We start from the raw sequence: 14612 nt of genomic DNA, 5'->3' as shown, positions 1-14612 counted from the left end.
GGGCAAATACCCGTAAGATCCTGGGAAGGGCTATGCAAATGAATAGTGCGCAGGGGCCGCGTTTTTATTTCGTTCTCACCACATTCTTTCCCGGGTGCAGCGGGTACACCTTGTTGTGCCAGTACAATGCTCCCGGCACCCCTTGCGGTAAATCTATCTCCGCCACCAGCGTGTTCTCATAATGATAATGCACTTTGATCATCCCTGCCGGGTGGGGCATCTCCCCTCCGATTTCGCGGATGCTGCCCAGGTGCGGCTCCACCTGCACTTTGGCAAATCCGGGCGCCATGCTCTTTATGCCCAGCACCGTGCGGAAGATCTCAATATTCGGGCTGGCGCCCCAGGCGTGGCAATCAGACCGGGACGATGCCACGTCCGACATTTCCGCCCATGTAGTGAGCCCCATGTCTATGTTCTCTTTCCACTTGCCCAGCCACTGCAGGTAATCGTCTCCGCGGCCTTCTTTTATGAGGGCCTCATAATAATAATATTTGAAATAAACGGAAGCCCTGGTGAGCGCCGTATCTGCCAGGAAGTGCTCCGTAAAATAGTGATGGCGGGGATTGTCCGTCACCACACCGGTGAGCAGTGCCAGGGCATTGGCATGCTCGGAAAAATGATCGTGGGCGGTGTTATCGGCCAGCAGGTTGCGCACCGAGTCCTTGTATGCCTTAAAGATAGTATCTGCCAGGCTTACGGCGCGTGATTGGTACTCCCCTGCAAAGGCCGGCATGCCCACCTGCTTTTCCATGTCTGCTGCCAGTTGATAGGCCCACAGCAATTGCAGGTCCAGCACTGCGGAGCGGCCATCCCTGCCTGCCGGCGCTATGCCTGCATCCCAGCCGGGCACCCAGTCCGTAAAGTTCCATCCCGGCAGGTTGCGCACACTCCCCCGGCCATTGTCCTGGAAGCTGTTAAAGTAGTGCAGGACCTGCCGCACACCGGGCAGTTTTTCTTTTACCAGGGCCACATCTTTGCCATAATAAAGATAGTCGTGCAGCATGCCAATGTACCACAAGGAAAAAGGTGGAATATATTGAGGGGTGTTAGACGGATAGCGGCTCTGGGTAACGCCTTCCGGGGTACGGGAAAGGTCCAGCAGGTCAATGGCGTTGCGCACCAGCCGGTCGTCTCCACTGTTGTACAAACTTACCAGGGCCTGTATGCGCGTATCGCCGGCGTATTGCAGCTGTTCAAAATATGGGCAGTCCATGTACGTTTCCACGGCGCAGAGGCGGGCCGTGCGCCAGCCTATGTCCAGGATCTTTTGCAGCAGGGTATCACTGGTTTCCAGCTTTGCCCTGCGTGCAAAGGGATAGCCGGTGAAGGTACCGTAAAGATCTTCCAGCACCAGGGGATCATTGCCGGTATTGATACTGAGTTGCAAATACCGGAAGGTCCTCCAGGACAGGGAAGTAAACGATTGATGGGCGCTGCCATCGGCCAGGATACTGTCTTTGCGGCCCCGCATAAACTTACCGGCTATCTCGTTGCGATTGCCTTTCACCGTGCCACTGCTGAACAGTGACTCGCCGTAACACAGCGTAATGCTTCCTCCCTTGCCCCCGCTGAAAGTGACCGTGGGATAGGCATTGGTGAGGTAAGACTGGTCCAGTAAAATAGTAGCTTTTGTATGCGCGGGGATGGTTACCGGTGCGTGGCCGGACAGGAATTGGTCCGGTACAGTCACGCCTTCTGCCCTGCACACGGTTTTCAGGCGCTCCTGGCGCAGCTCCATCTGGGGCAAGGGAGAAGGCAGCAGGCGCCAGTTAGCCGTTTCTCCAAATCCGAGTTTATATTTTGGGAACCCTTTATCCAGGGAGGTGGCCTCCGGCCAATGGCGGTCGTCAAAGCCGGGCTGGTCCCAGCCGCGCAGGTGTTGCTCCATATTTACCTGCTCACCGGGGCCTGCCACGTAATAGGCCGGCAGCACAATGCGGATAGGCGCATAGCTGCTATCCTGTATGCAGCGCCAGTTCTTACCCGTGTTGAGCACCTGTGCTCCGGGGCTGGCCCCTTGCAGGATGAAGGCCGTGCGCAGGGTCATGTTTGCTTCCGGGCGCTGGGGGCCTTCGTTCCAAACCTGCGCTGCTACGGCGTTCTGGCCGGTCTTCAGGTAAGGGGCCAGGTCCACCACTTCAAAACGCCAGTGCGTTACATCTGCCCGGGCCGGCCCCAGTGACACCAGGTGCCCGTTCACAAACAGCTTGTAGCGGTTATCTCCGGAGACGTACACGGGAAAATGTGCCGGCACGCTGCTGAGGTCCATTGTTCTGCGGAAATAATAGATCCCGTAATCCTGGGGCGGTGCGCCAGGTACGGCTATCCAGCTGGCATCCCAGCGTTTGTACAGCCAGGATGAATCCGGGAGCTGCGCTTGGGTGGTACTGGTCACAAAGAGCAGGCATAGCAAGAGCAGGATGCCGCGGGCACAAAAAGATGGCTTCATAACGTGGCGTGGTTGATGATCGGTAGTGGCAATGCTACGGCAATCAATATACGCAATTCACCCTTACCGTGCATCCTCCTCCATCCTGGTCCGGGTGCGGGGTGGCTTTGGGTTGCGCCCAAACTTCCAGGTGCAGGACAGGCGCAGCTGGCGGGTATCTTCCCACAGGTCCTGGCGGGAAGCATTATACAGGTTGGTGGTCTTCACCCGCTCTGAGGCAAAGATGTCATTCACATTGGCAGCCAGCGTCAGTTTCTTTTTGAGGGTGATCCATTTTATACCGCTGCTCATGCTCCAGATGGTTTGCTGCAGGTTAAAGTCTTCCTGGTTTGCCGTGGTAAGCCAGCCATCCAGGGAGAGGATGAGGGATTTGTTGCTATTGAGGAAAAAGCTGTTGGTGGTTTCCAGGTACATCGTGAATTTATTGTAGGCAGTGCTCACCCCTTTATACAGGCCGGAGGTAAAGCGGCTGTTGAACCCATCGCATTCCAGGCTGCTTTCCCACCAGTGGCCCGCGGTAAAATTCACATTGGTGCGGAAGCCGTACTGGAGGCGGTTGCCCAGGTTTTCCTGGCGGTACTGTACGGAGGTGGTGGCCGTGTCTACGTTAGATGCCTGGGCAAAGGTGTGCTGGTATTCCTGTACAAATACGCTGGCAGTAAATACATCGTTCCACAACCAGGAGGCCTCTCCCTTGTGGCTGAAAGAAGGCTGCAGGAAAGGGTTTCCTTCCGTGTACGAGGTGGGCGTGATGTACATGCGGAAAGGATTCATCTGCCAGAAGCCCGGTCTTTCTATGCGGCGGCTGTAGTTGATGGTGAAGGCATTTTTTTCATTCTTCCGGTATTTTACGTAGAGGGTAGGGAATAATTTGAAGTACTGGTTATGGTTCACCTGCAGGGTGGTGCGCGATACACCTTTTGTTTCCGTATACTCTCCCCGCAGGCCGGCCTGCAGCTCCCACTGCTTCAGGGTGCGGTTGCCGCTGAGGTACAGGGCCTGGGTATTTTCCGTATAGTCGAATACGTTACTCTGGTTCGGGTCTTTTACATACTGTTCCCCATTCCAGGCCGCATACACATTATCGCTGGTGTTGTTGATAAAAGATACTTTACCGCCAAACGTGAGGTTCACCACGCGGGAGGGCCACTCCACATCCGCCTTCACAGCGCTTACATGCACCTGCTGGGTGCCGCCGTTCTGCAGGTAGGAGTTGCCCGCAAATGCCGATCCCGGGCCGGTGAAGCGCTGGGTTTGAATATCCCCCCGCCGGTCGCCATCGCGGTTAAAGAAGTCACCGTCTACCAGCAGCTTGCGGCCGGCGGTGTCTATCTTCCATTCGTAACTGAAGTTCATCACATGGCGCAGGCCATTCACATAGGTGTGCGTGTGGGTGAAGAGGGAGGAGTCCAGGCCATGCTTATCGTTGTATACATGCTGCCAGGTGCTTTCATCCTGGCTTGGGCTGCCGTAGCCAATGGTGTACAGCACGCCCAGGAGGTGGCGGGGGGTAATGTTGTAATCCGCCCCCAGCTGATAGCGGCCAAAGTCATTCCGCACCAGGTCATTGTCTACCTGTTCCAGGGTTTGGCCCGGGTAGTAAGACTGGAATTTGTACACCGGGTGTATGTGGCCATGCATACCGCTGCCATTGGCATATACGTTCCATTTACCATTGCGGTAGTTGATACTGCCATTACCGGAATAGGTGCCATAGCGCGTAAGCTCATAGGCAGCCGTAAGATTGCCGTTCATACCGGCACGGGTGTTCTTCTTCGTGATAATGTTGATCAGGCCCGCATTGCCTTCCGCATCATAGCGGGCAGGCGGGGTGGTGATCACTTCTATGCGTGCAATGTTTTCTGCGGGGATGGATTTTAACAGGCCTTGCAGTTCCTCCATGGACAGCTCCTGCAGGCGGCCATTAAGCATTACGCCCACGGTGCTCCTGCCGGCAAGGGCAATATTGCTGTTGGTCACAATAACGCCGGGGGCTTTCTTTAATACTTCCAGGCCATCGGCGCCAGCGGTACCTACGCTGTTTTCCACGTTGAACACGGTACGGTCTGCGCGCTGCTCTACGATGGGCTTGTGGCCGGCTATAGTGACTGCATTGAGTTGCCGGGTCTTTACGGGCATGGAGTCCCTGCGGGCACTAAGGGTGTCCGTTTTTACCTGGGTATACGCAGTGGCGGTATACAGCGAGAAAAGCAGTACGAGAATGGGTTTCATTTAAGAAGGCGGGGGAAATATTCGCTGTATAAAATTATGGCTTCCTGTGCGTATGCGGTAAATACGGAGGTGTTTTTTTTAAAAAAACCCTTGTTTGGAACGCCGCGCTTTTTTCCCGGTCATCTTGCCAGAATATACGATTTCACTCGGCCTTCAATGCCTTCACCGGGTTTACCAGCGCGGCTTTCAGCGACTGCCAGCCTACGGTGAGCAAGGCAATGCCCATGGTAAGCACACCTGCCCCGGCAAAGATCCACCATTGAATATTAATGTGGTAAGCAAAATCCTGCAACCATTTGCTCATGACATACCAGGTAAGTGGCGTGGCAATGAGCAGGGCAATGGATACCAGTTTTACCATGTCTTTTGAAAGCAGGCTTACAATGCCGCTCACAGAAGCACCCAAGACCTTGCGGATCCCTATTTCCTTGGTGCGGCGGGCAATGTTATACGCTGTGAGGCCCAGGATGCCCAGGCAGGTAATAAACAATGTAAAGCCGGAAAATACGGTCACGATCTGCCCGAAGTGCTCATCCGCTTTATATTGTTCATTGTACATCTCATCCATGAAATGATATTCCATCGGGTAACCGGCAAAATGATTGTTCCACAACGCTTCCACTTGTTGTACCGCCGCATGTACGTCTGCACCGGGTTTGAGGCGGATCGTGCTATAGCTGCCAGAAGGATCGTACCAGTGTATCATGGGCAGCAGCGCAGACTTAAGGGACTGCTGGTGATAGTCTTCCACCACGCCATGCACGATCGCGTAACTGTCGCCGCCTTCCGGCGGCTGGTACAGCCCGAGGGTAATGCGCTGTCCAATGGCGGCTTCCGGGCTGGCAAAACCAAAGCGCTTCACAGCCTCCCGGCTGAGGATCACGTAACCTTTATTGGGCTGGCCCGCACGGAAATTCTCGCCGGCTATCAACTTCATACCCATGTTCGGGATAAAGTCCGCATCAAAAGAATAGAGATAGTAATTATAGCCTTTACCCTTTGGGGAGCCGTATTGCGATAAACCGATCATGGTACTGAGCATGCTGAGATCCGCACCGGGTACGGAGCCGGAAACGCTTACCTGCTGCACGCCGGGCAGCTGCTGCAGGTTGTTCTTAAATACGGCCACTTGTTGTTCGCGCAGGCTGTCGGCGCCGTCATACTCCGGGTTACGTACTACCAGCACCTGCGATGTATTAATGCCCAGTTGCTGGTGGCGCAGGTAGTTTAACTGGCGGTACACGATGCATGCGGCAGATAACACTACCAGCGCGGCCACAAATTGTGCCACCACCAGCGTTTTGCGGAAAAAGGCCCCTTTGCTGCTTTGCGTGTGCACGCGGCGGGTAACGGTAACGGGGGCTGTGTTAGACAGGACCAGGGCAGGATAAATTCCGGAAAGCACGCAATTGCAGACAAAGAGCGCGGCCACCCATCCCCAGAAAGCGGTACTGGCAAAGGGATTGCCGGGAATAGGCCGGCCAATGAGCTGCAGGTAGGAAGGCAGTGCCAGCATAATGACAAGCATTGCTACTGCCAGGGCCAGCAGGTTTACGATGAAGGTCTCCGCCATAAACTGGCTTACCAGCGCCATGCGGGACGAGCCGAGTACTTTGCGGATGCCGGTTTCCTTTACTTTTTCCGTAGCGCGTGCTGTAGTAAGATTCACATAATTTACAGCGCCCACACCAATGATCAGCAGCGCAATGATGAGCAGGAAGCGCACGGTCTTTGCGTCGCCATTGACCTCCGGCTCAAAGGCCCGGTGTGAGTACAGGTGTATATCTTTGATAAATTGCGCCACGAAAATATTATCGTTATTAAGATGCTGGTGGGCTACGGTCTTCAGCTTTTCATTGAACTGGCCCAGGTCTGTGCCGGGGCGCAACTGCACATAGGTATAATTGTTATTTCCATTCCATGAGTCCAGGTTCATGCCCAGCTCTTTCAGGGATGCGAAAGAAATGAGCATGTTCATTTTCAGGTGGGTATTCAGCGGCAGGTCTTTGATCACGCCAGTCACCGTGAACAGGCGGTGCTGCAACATGCTGATAGTCTTACCCATAGCCGGTGCATTACCAAACAAGCGGTGGGCCTCGCTTTCCGTGAGCACCACCTGACCGGGCGCATCCAGCGCATGCGCATTGCCGGTGATAAAATCGTAGTTGAACACCTGGAAAGCAGCGGGATCGGCAAAGTATACTTTCTCTACCGGGAAACGTTGTTCACCCACTTTTACCTGGCTCACCTCCTCTCCCATTTGTATCCGCGCGGCATCCACCACTTCCGGGAAATCCTTTTTCAGCAAAGGTGCCAGGGGTGGATGTGTCTCACAATCCGTGGTCACAAATTCATTGCCCTTGTAAAGGTCCATGGTGATACGCACAATGTTGTCTGCACGTTTGTAGAAGTGTTCATAGCTATACTCAAACCGTACAAAGTAAATGATCAGGAGAAATGCGGCAGTGGCCAGCGCCAGGCCCATTACATTAAGCACCGTATAAAACTTGTCCTTTGCAAGGCTACGCCAGGCTATTTTAAGGTGGCTATTGAACATGGGTCAAATTGGTTTTTTGAGCTGCCAGCAGGGTACAATTTAGCTGCCACAATCTTAAGGTATTGCTGGCAAAGGGTTTTCATGGCAGGCTCATAAAAAACCTGTTCACCGCCGCACAGGGAATGTCCGGAAATGAACAGGTTAGAAAGGGAATGGAGCGAACCGGTAACCGGTGTCCACCGGGTGTCCGGGCTTACAGCTTTAGGGCCCTGGCCTGCTCCGGGAAGATGAGTTTTACGCCCAGCGTATTGCCTTGCTCCAGCTGCCGGCGGATGGTAGCTTCATTATCCCCTACCGGCTTGCGGTGGGTGATGATCACGTGGAGGCCTTTTACCGCCCCCTGGCCCGCAAGGCCCTCCAGTACGGCCAGTTCCGTCATCAGCCACCGGGGCGTCAGGTGTCCGAACAGGGACTTGTCCGGCTGTTCATTGGGGAAAGAGGTTTCAATCATGATGCCATGCAATTGTTTAGCCTTCACAATGGGGCTTATGGCTTCCCAGAGTTTTTGCAGGTTGCCTCCACCTTCTAAGGCATCCGGGCCGGTATCGCCCAGGTACAGCAGGTAGGCGTCCTGGTGTTTTACCAGGAAAGCCGTGCTGCGGCCGGGTTTAGAGTGGCTCAGCGGGTAGGCGGTCACTTCCAGGTCCATGTTGGGAATGGGGGTGGATACGCCGCTGTCCATGGGCATATAGTGGAACTTGCCAAGGGCGGGCTGGTCGCCTTCATTGGCAAAATTGCCCCAGCTCTGCCAGTTGAAGTATTTGTCTTTGAGCACGTCCAGGCAGAAAGGCAGGCCGTAAATGGCTTTGGCGCTATCATCCGGTGCGTTCTGCACCATGCCTTCCACGTGGTCCAGGTGGGGATGCGTAATGAAGTAAGCCCGCACCTGGCGTTTCAGCACATCGCCGGCATTGCCGTTAAAGAGGTGATTGGCCACGGCCTTTTCCAGGCCGGCGCGCACGGTGCCCCCATCCAGGCAGATGTATTGGGTGCCACCTTTGGGCTGCAGTAAATAGGAAGAGAGATTGCTTTCATCCAGGCCCCCTTTTACGCCCAGGGGAATAATGGTGAAGGCCTGTTGCGCCGTCACCGCCTGGCCTGCCAGCAGCAAGCCGCAAAAGATCTTGAACCAGTGTTTCATGCACTAAAAATACGGCGTTCCCCGCGCATTTAATTTTATGACTGTATTAAAAAAAATGGCGCCTGTGTACCTGATCTTGTCCTGTGTGCAACACCCGCTCCTGCCAGGCGGATCTTCACGCAACCGTTTGTGTGAATTTGCGTTTCCGCAAACGTTTGAGCATCAAGGCTGCGCAAAAGGGGCAAAGGCAATGCCTATATTCGCCCTGTTCTGTTTATCAAAAATTGCGCTTATATTATGCCTATCCTCATTATTATGGCCGCCGGGATGGCCTCCCGTTATGGTAGTCTGAAACAGATTGCCAGCTTTGGCCCTTCCAAGGAAACCATGCTGGAATATGCCATCTACGACGCCATCAAAGCGGGCTTTAACAAAGTGGTGTTCATCATCCGCTCTTCCTTTGCAGATGAATTCAAGGAGATCTTTGAGCCCAAATTGCGTGGGCGCATTGCCATTGCGTACGTGTACCAGGAGTTGCACAACGCCATGGAAGGCGTGGCCGTTCCTGCCACCCGTACCAAACCCTGGGGCACCGGGCATGCACTGCTTTGCGCAAGGCCTGCGGTGAATGAGCCCTTTGCCATTATCAATGCAGACGACTTTTATGGGTACGATACATTTGCCAAGGCCGCGCACTTCCTGCAAACGGAGTGCAACGCGCAAACGCATGCCAACATTGGCTTTATCCTCTCCCAAACCCTGTCTGAATACGGTTCCGTGAGCCGGGGCGTATGCACAACCAATGCTGCAGGCCTGCTCACTTCCATCACGGAGCGTACCAACATCTACCCTACAGAAAATGGTATTGTATACGAAGAAGATGGTGTGCAACACCCGCTGGCCCCGGACACTACGGTGTCTATGAACTGCTGGTGCTTCCACCCCTCTGTGTTCCAATACGCAACCGTTGCGTTCCGGGCATTCCTGGCCGCACATAAGGAGGAGCCGAAAACAGAATTTTATATTCCCAGCCTGGCAGACGGCCTGCTACAAAGTGGGGCGGCCAGCATCCGGCTCATCCGTACAAATGCCCGCTGGTTCGGCGTTACGTACAAAGAGGATGCTCCGTTTGTGCAGCAAAACCTGGATGCGCTGATCGCTACAGGCGCCTATCCACCCAACCTGTGGGGCGTGCTGGTGTAACGCAACGCGTTGCATTATCAGAAAATGTAGGTATTTTTAAGAAACACCTGTAATGACGAAACTACCTACCATCAAAGAAATTGCGAAGCGGCTCAACGTTTCGCCCTCCACGGTGTCGCGCGCCTTGCACGACCATTACAGCATTGGCCTGAAGACCAAGACCATGGTGCAGCAGCTGGCCAAGGAGCTGGGCTATGAGCCTAACCAGACGGCTATCTTCTTCCAGCAGAACAAGACCTTTACGCTGGGCGTTATCCTGCCCGAGCTATCTGAAGCCTTCTTCTCCACCGCCATCAGCGGCATTGAAGACACGGCGCATAAGAACCGGTACACCGTGCTGCTGGGCCAGTCGCACGATGACGAGGACCGGGAAAGAACCATCGTGGAAACCATGAAGAACCACCGCGTGGATGGGTTGATCGTGTCGCTGGCGAAAAACACGGTGAACTATTCCCACTTTGAAATGCTGAAGAAATATAACATCCCGGTAGTGTTCTTTGACCGCATTCCCAAGCTGCCCAATATCCACTATGTAGCGTGCAATATGGAGTCCGGCACCATCCAGGCGGTGGACTTCCTGCTGGAAAAAGGCCACCGCATCATTGGGATGATCAATGGGCCCGACAAGCTTTTTGCCAGCCAGGAACGGGTAAAAGGCTATATGAATGCCCTGCACAAGAAGCGTCTCAAGTACGACCCCTCCCTCATCGTATCCTCCGACCTTACGAAGCAGGGCACCTACGACGCCATGCAGCAGCTGCTCTCGCTCAAACGCAAAGTAACTGCCGTAGTGGCTTTCAATGATTATGTGGCCCTGGATGCGGTGCAGTATGCACGGGAAAAGAAAATGAAGATCAACAAGGACATTACCTTTGTAAGTTATGCCAATCTTCCGCTGAGCAATTATACGGCGTTCCCTCCCCTGGCGTCAGTGGAACAATTCCCCTATCTCCAGGGCCAGAAGGCCACGGAAACTTTACTGGAGCTCCTGGACCAGAAAGATGATAAATCGCAGGCTTATTACAAGATCATATTGGATTCACAGCTGGTGGTGAATAATAAGTGATCGTATCAGGTAAATGCAAAAAGGTGGAAGGAGATCCTTCCACCTTGTCCAAATTTGCATCACGTTATAAAATATCCGTAAGTTCTACGTGTTCCGTAAAAACTAATACTGCACCTCCATCTTATCGCTCCCATTCTGCACGGTGATCACCTTCACGTCACAGCTATCCACTGGTGTAAAGCCTCCCTGCGGATCAAAGCGGGAAATGGGTGAAAGAAAGGGCAGACGGGCCTTTGCAGCCGTTACTGCGGCACCGTTCACCTTCGGCTGTACATCCCCAAAGCCATGCAGGATGAGCGCTACTGTTCCAAATTTAGAAGTGAACTTACCAGCTGCTTTGCCGAGGGTAATAGTGTTATTGCCGGGCGTGTAGGCGATATCACGTTTATAGTAATCACCATGCTCGTATTTGTAACTGATGCCGTCATCTTCATAGTATACAAAATGATTTTCCTGCTGGCCTTTGTAAATGTGGATGCGCAGGGTATCGTCCGGCTTTTCGCTGGTACTTTGCACCAGTGATTGCATGGGGATGATGCTGCTTTCCTTTACATACACCGGCAGCTTCTGCCAGCTCAGTTCTACGAGCTTTTCCTGGTTGCCGCTGATCAGCGTGTCATTATACAGATCGTACCAGCTGCCTTGCGGGAAGTAGATCTTGGCCACCGTTTGCTGGCTGGTCACGGGCGCCACCATCAGGGCCGGGCCAAAGCAAAACTGGTTCTGGTATTGCGGGTCATACACCTTGCCGTCAAAAGTGTAATCGATGGCCAGGCTGCGTTGCACGGGCAAGCCGGTGGTAGCGGCGGCGTAGAAGTTGGAATAGAGATATGGCATCAGCTTGTAGCGCAGGTTAATGAAGTTGCGCGCTATTTCCATTGTTTCCTCCCCGTAGGTCCATGGTTCGGAAGAGCGGGTGTTCACCGCCGTGTGGCTGCGGTAATACGGAATGAAGGCACCCAGCTGGATCCAGCGGGTGTAGAGGCCCACGGTGGCATTGCCGGTGAAACCGCCAATGTCCATCCCGGTAAAGGCCACGCCACTCAGCCCCAGGCTGTTCAGCAGGCGCACGCCGGCCAGCATGTGGTCATCTTCCGCGCGGTTGTCGCCCGTCCAGATGGCGGTGTAGCGTTGCAGCCCCGCATAGCCGGCACGGGTAAGGATGAAGGGGCGCTCCTGGGTTGCCTCGCGCGCACCTTCATAACTGCTGCGGGCCATGTTCAGCGCATAAATGTTGTGTGCCTGCAGGTGCGTAGTGGGATGGCCATCGTAGGCAAAGAGCACGTTGTTCGGCATCTTCTGCCCCCAGGTGGCTATCTCGTTCATATCGTTCCAGATACCGGCCACGCCGATGTCTGTGTAGTTGCGGATCTGCCCCTTCCACCACGCACGGCCCCGGGGATCGGTATAATCAGTAAAGTTGCACCAGCCGGGCCAAACCTGGCCGCTGTACAGCTTTCCATCGCTGTATTTGATGAACACATTGGCCTTTACGCCCTCTTCATGGGCGGCATAGCCGTCTTCCACTTTAATGCCCGGGTCTACGATCAGCGTGGTACGGAAACCTTCCGCCTTCAGGTCTGCGATCATTTTTTTCGGATCAGGGAAACGATCCTTGTTCCAGGTAAAGAGCTTGTAGTTATCCATGTAGTGGATATCCAGCGTAATACCGTCTGCCGGTATTTTCTTTTCACGCAACGTTTGCGCAATGCGTTTTACTTCCGTGTCGGGATAGTAACTGTAGCGGTTCTGTTGATAGCCCAGGCTCCACAGGGGCGGCATGGGCATGCGGCCGGTGAGGGCCGTGTATTCACTGATGATATCCGCCACCTGCTGGTGGTAAATGAAAAAGTAATTCATTTCCCCGTCGCGTGCACCAAAAGCAGCATAACGGTCCGTGCTGGCGCCAAAGCTAAAGTCGCTCTGGTAGCTGTTATCGAACAGGATGCCATAGTTCAGGTGATGATGGATACCGATATAAAAAGGTATGGTGGAATAAATGGGGTCCGCATTCACCGCGTAACCAAATACGTCACTGTTCCAGTTAGTATAAGCATTACCAAAGCGGTCCAGGGGGCCGGTCTTCTCGCCCAGGCCTATGAAGCGTTCGCCCTCCTGCAGGTGCTTGTAGGTGGTTACGTTGTTACCCACCCAACTGGTAGTGAGCCCCTGCTCATCTGCGTTTACCTCCTGGCCTTGTGCGTTATAGAAGGCAATAGAGTAGGGCTTCTTCTGCACCACGATCTTAATGGAATCCGTGAGGATGGTCATAGCGCCACCAGCATCGGTTGTCTTCACCGCCGTAGGCTGGGGCTTGGCTACTACGGCATAGGAAAAGGCAGGTGGCAGCGGGTGGCGGTCCATCCGTACGCGCACCATGGTGGGGGAGAACACGGCAATCTCAATGTCTGTGTTGCTGGCTTTCAGGTGAATGGTCTGCCCGTTTACGGTAACTTTCTCTACGTTGCCTGCCGTGTTCACTGTTTGCTGGGCATATGCCGGAATGGCCATGGCCAACATGCAGCATCCGGCGATCCAACGCCATTTGCATGTCTTCATAAATTACTGTTTGGTTTGTGCCTGAAGGCTCCCGGTCTTCAGCAACAGGAAGCCGGTAAGCCGCCAGGCAGACAGGTTACCGGTCCGGCTGCTGGCGACATACAAGGCTAATTAATATTGAATGTTTAATTAATTGAAATTCATCAATTAATTTTTCCGGGAACGATCCCAGAAACTTCAAATTTACACAACAAAAAGTCGAATAAACAAGGGTATTAACAAAAAGGGCGTGTTTTATTTTTTGTATCACCTCACCTCCCCTTCTTCATTGCCTTCATCTCCTTTTCCGCTCCCACAACATCCCCCTGGGCCAGTTGCGCAAACACCGCATCGAGCTTCTTTTGTTGCTGCGCATTACCGGCATAATAGCGGCGCAGGTTATAGAAAGTGGTCACCAGCTCCAGCTGCTGTTGCGTAAAAGGCACGCCCAGCTTGCGTTGCAGCAGGGTCAGGTAAGCATACCTGTACTCGCGGGTAGGTTCTATCGTAGTGCCTTCCCCGTAATCATTCCAGGTAGGCAGCTGTATGTAAGGCAGTTTGCTTTGGAGCGCCAGGTCCAGCGTAGTACTGAACGTAGCAGGTGTATGTGCTATGGACCACCTGGGCCCATCCCATCCTCCTTTTAAGTAATAACTTTCAAAACCGGGATATGCAGACGCAATGCGGGGCCGGCTATCCTGCTCCGCGTAATATTTCTGCAGGCTTACGGTATGGTCTTCATTGATCCATGCAAACGTGCCGGCTGCATTTGCACCCGCATACCGGTCGTGGCCCCACAGGGGGAAAAAGGCCGGTGCCGGTTGCAGGCTGTCAAAGATGCGGCTCCACGCGGCCGGCTGTTCAAAGGTCTGGGGGCCAAAATTCAGCAGCATGGGCTGGCCGTTCAGGTGCTCATAACTGGGCAGTGTAAAAAAGTGCGCCTGCAGGTAAGCCATGTCAGCCCGCGCCGCATCTATCTTTCCCACGTGCAGCGCGCCATCCTGCGCGGTGATATTGATATTATGATCTTCATACACGATCGCAAAATGCAGCCTGGTACGTTGCAGCACCGATACGATCTTTTCTGTGTTGCGCACCAGCAGCGGGTAATCATTGTGCTCCAAAATGCCCGGCCAGTCTATCAGTACCCCATCTATACCACTATACTGCATAAGCAGCAGCTGGTATTCTATGAGTACCGTATCGCCGGAGGCATAAGGCCCGGTAAGCGGGTAATACAATGAAGCGATCTGCCGCTTGCCATCCTTGTCTATCACGTCCGGGTGCGCCGTGGCCATGGTCCAGTGAATGCCCCAGGTATTGGCCGGCGTATTGGTAGCCTTGGTCTCAAACCAGGGCATCAGGTGCACAAAGATCCTGGGTTTTGTATTCCCGGGTGGGTATGGCTGCGCCAGGGCTGCTCCCGTACAGAGCAACCAGCACAGCATGGTCATTTGCAATTTCATTACATTGATGGTTAATGGTG

General features: G+C 53.9%; 8 protein-coding genes. 2 read left to right on the top strand and 6 right to left on the bottom strand.

Annotated elements, in window-relative coordinates:
• Positions 1 to 64 precede the first annotated feature (64 nt).
• From DCC81_RS14360 to DCC81_RS14345, 4 genes are all read right to left on the bottom strand, one after another.
• The gene (locus DCC81_RS14360) at positions 65 to 2449 is read right to left on the bottom strand and encodes an alpha-L-rhamnosidase-related protein (protein ID WP_108687306.1); all 2385 of its coding nucleotides are present in this window, start codon (positions 2447 to 2449) and stop codon (positions 65 to 67) included.
• 63 nt (positions 2450 to 2512) lie between these two features.
• Complete coding sequence (locus DCC81_RS14355; RefSeq protein ID WP_108687305.1) at positions 2513 to 4681, bottom strand: outer membrane beta-barrel protein; 2169 nt, start codon at positions 4679 to 4681, stop codon at positions 2513 to 2515.
• Between the two features lie 142 nt (positions 4682 to 4823).
• Positions 4824 to 7238 carry an ABC transporter permease gene (locus DCC81_RS14350; RefSeq protein ID WP_108687304.1) on the bottom strand — a complete coding sequence of 805 codons (2415 nt, stop codon included), beginning with the start codon at positions 7236 to 7238 and terminating at the stop codon, positions 4824 to 4826.
• Between the two features lie 193 nt (positions 7239 to 7431).
• Entirely contained in the window at positions 7432 to 8379 is a 948-nt protein-coding gene (locus tag DCC81_RS14345; RefSeq protein ID WP_108687303.1) for an MBL fold metallo-hydrolase, read from the bottom strand.
• Between the two features lie 237 nt (positions 8380 to 8616).
• On the opposite strand from DCC81_RS14345, the gene DCC81_RS14340 reads away from it, so the two are divergent.
• The gene (locus DCC81_RS14340) at positions 8617 to 9522 is read left to right on the top strand and encodes a nucleotidyltransferase family protein (protein ID WP_240612991.1); all 906 of its coding nucleotides are present in this window, start codon (positions 8617 to 8619) and stop codon (positions 9520 to 9522) included.
• A 52-nt stretch (positions 9523 to 9574) separates the two neighbouring features.
• Positions 9575 to 10588, top strand: coding sequence for a LacI family DNA-binding transcriptional regulator (locus DCC81_RS14335; RefSeq protein WP_108687301.1), 1014 nt, complete (start codon positions 9575 to 9577; stop codon positions 10586 to 10588).
• Positions 10589 to 10690: 102 nt separating this feature from the next.
• Here the strand turns inward: DCC81_RS14335 and DCC81_RS14330 are convergent, their stop codons facing one another.
• Entirely contained in the window at positions 10691 to 13147 is a 2457-nt protein-coding gene (locus DCC81_RS14330) for a glycoside hydrolase family 31 protein (RefSeq protein WP_240612990.1), read from the bottom strand.
• Between the two features lie 251 nt (positions 13148 to 13398).
• Entirely contained in the window at positions 13399 to 14592 is a 1194-nt protein-coding gene (locus DCC81_RS14325; protein ID WP_133177671.1) for a glycoside hydrolase family 71/99-like protein, read from the bottom strand.
• Positions 14593 to 14612 lie beyond the last annotated feature (20 nt).

The organism is Chitinophaga parva, from assembly GCF_003071345.1.
GTDB classification, from domain to species: Bacteria; Bacteroidota; Bacteroidia; order Chitinophagales; family Chitinophagaceae; genus Chitinophaga; species Chitinophaga parva.
The sequence above is the reverse complement of the archived record's forward strand: the minus strand, read 5'-3'. Positions and strand labels throughout refer to the sequence as shown.

Coding starts and splice junctions, on each gene's coding strand:
- DCC81_RS14350 (WP_108687304.1), bottom strand. CDS start 7,238: ATGTTCAATAGCCACCTTAAAATAGCCTGGCGTAGCCTTGCAAAGGAC.
- DCC81_RS14325 (WP_133177671.1), bottom strand. CDS start 14,592: ATGAAATTGCAAATGACCATGCTGTGCTGGTTGCTCTGTACGGGAGCA.
- DCC81_RS14345 (WP_108687303.1), bottom strand. CDS start 8,379: ATGAAACACTGGTTCAAGATCTTTTGCGGCTTGCTGCTGGCAGGCCAG.
- DCC81_RS14340 (WP_240612991.1), top strand. CDS start 8,617: ATGCCTATCCTCATTATTATGGCCGCCGGGATGGCCTCCCGTTATGGT.
- DCC81_RS14355 (WP_108687305.1), bottom strand. CDS start 4,681: ATGAAACCCATTCTCGTACTGCTTTTCTCGCTGTATACCGCCACTGCG.
- DCC81_RS14335 (WP_108687301.1), top strand. CDS start 9,575: ATGACGAAACTACCTACCATCAAAGAAATTGCGAAGCGGCTCAACGTT.
- DCC81_RS14330 (WP_240612990.1), bottom strand. CDS start 13,147: ATGAAGACATGCAAATGGCGTTGGATCGCCGGATGCTGCATGTTGGCC.
- DCC81_RS14360 (WP_108687306.1), bottom strand. CDS start 2,449: ATGAAGCCATCTTTTTGTGCCCGCGGCATCCTGCTCTTGCTATGCCTG.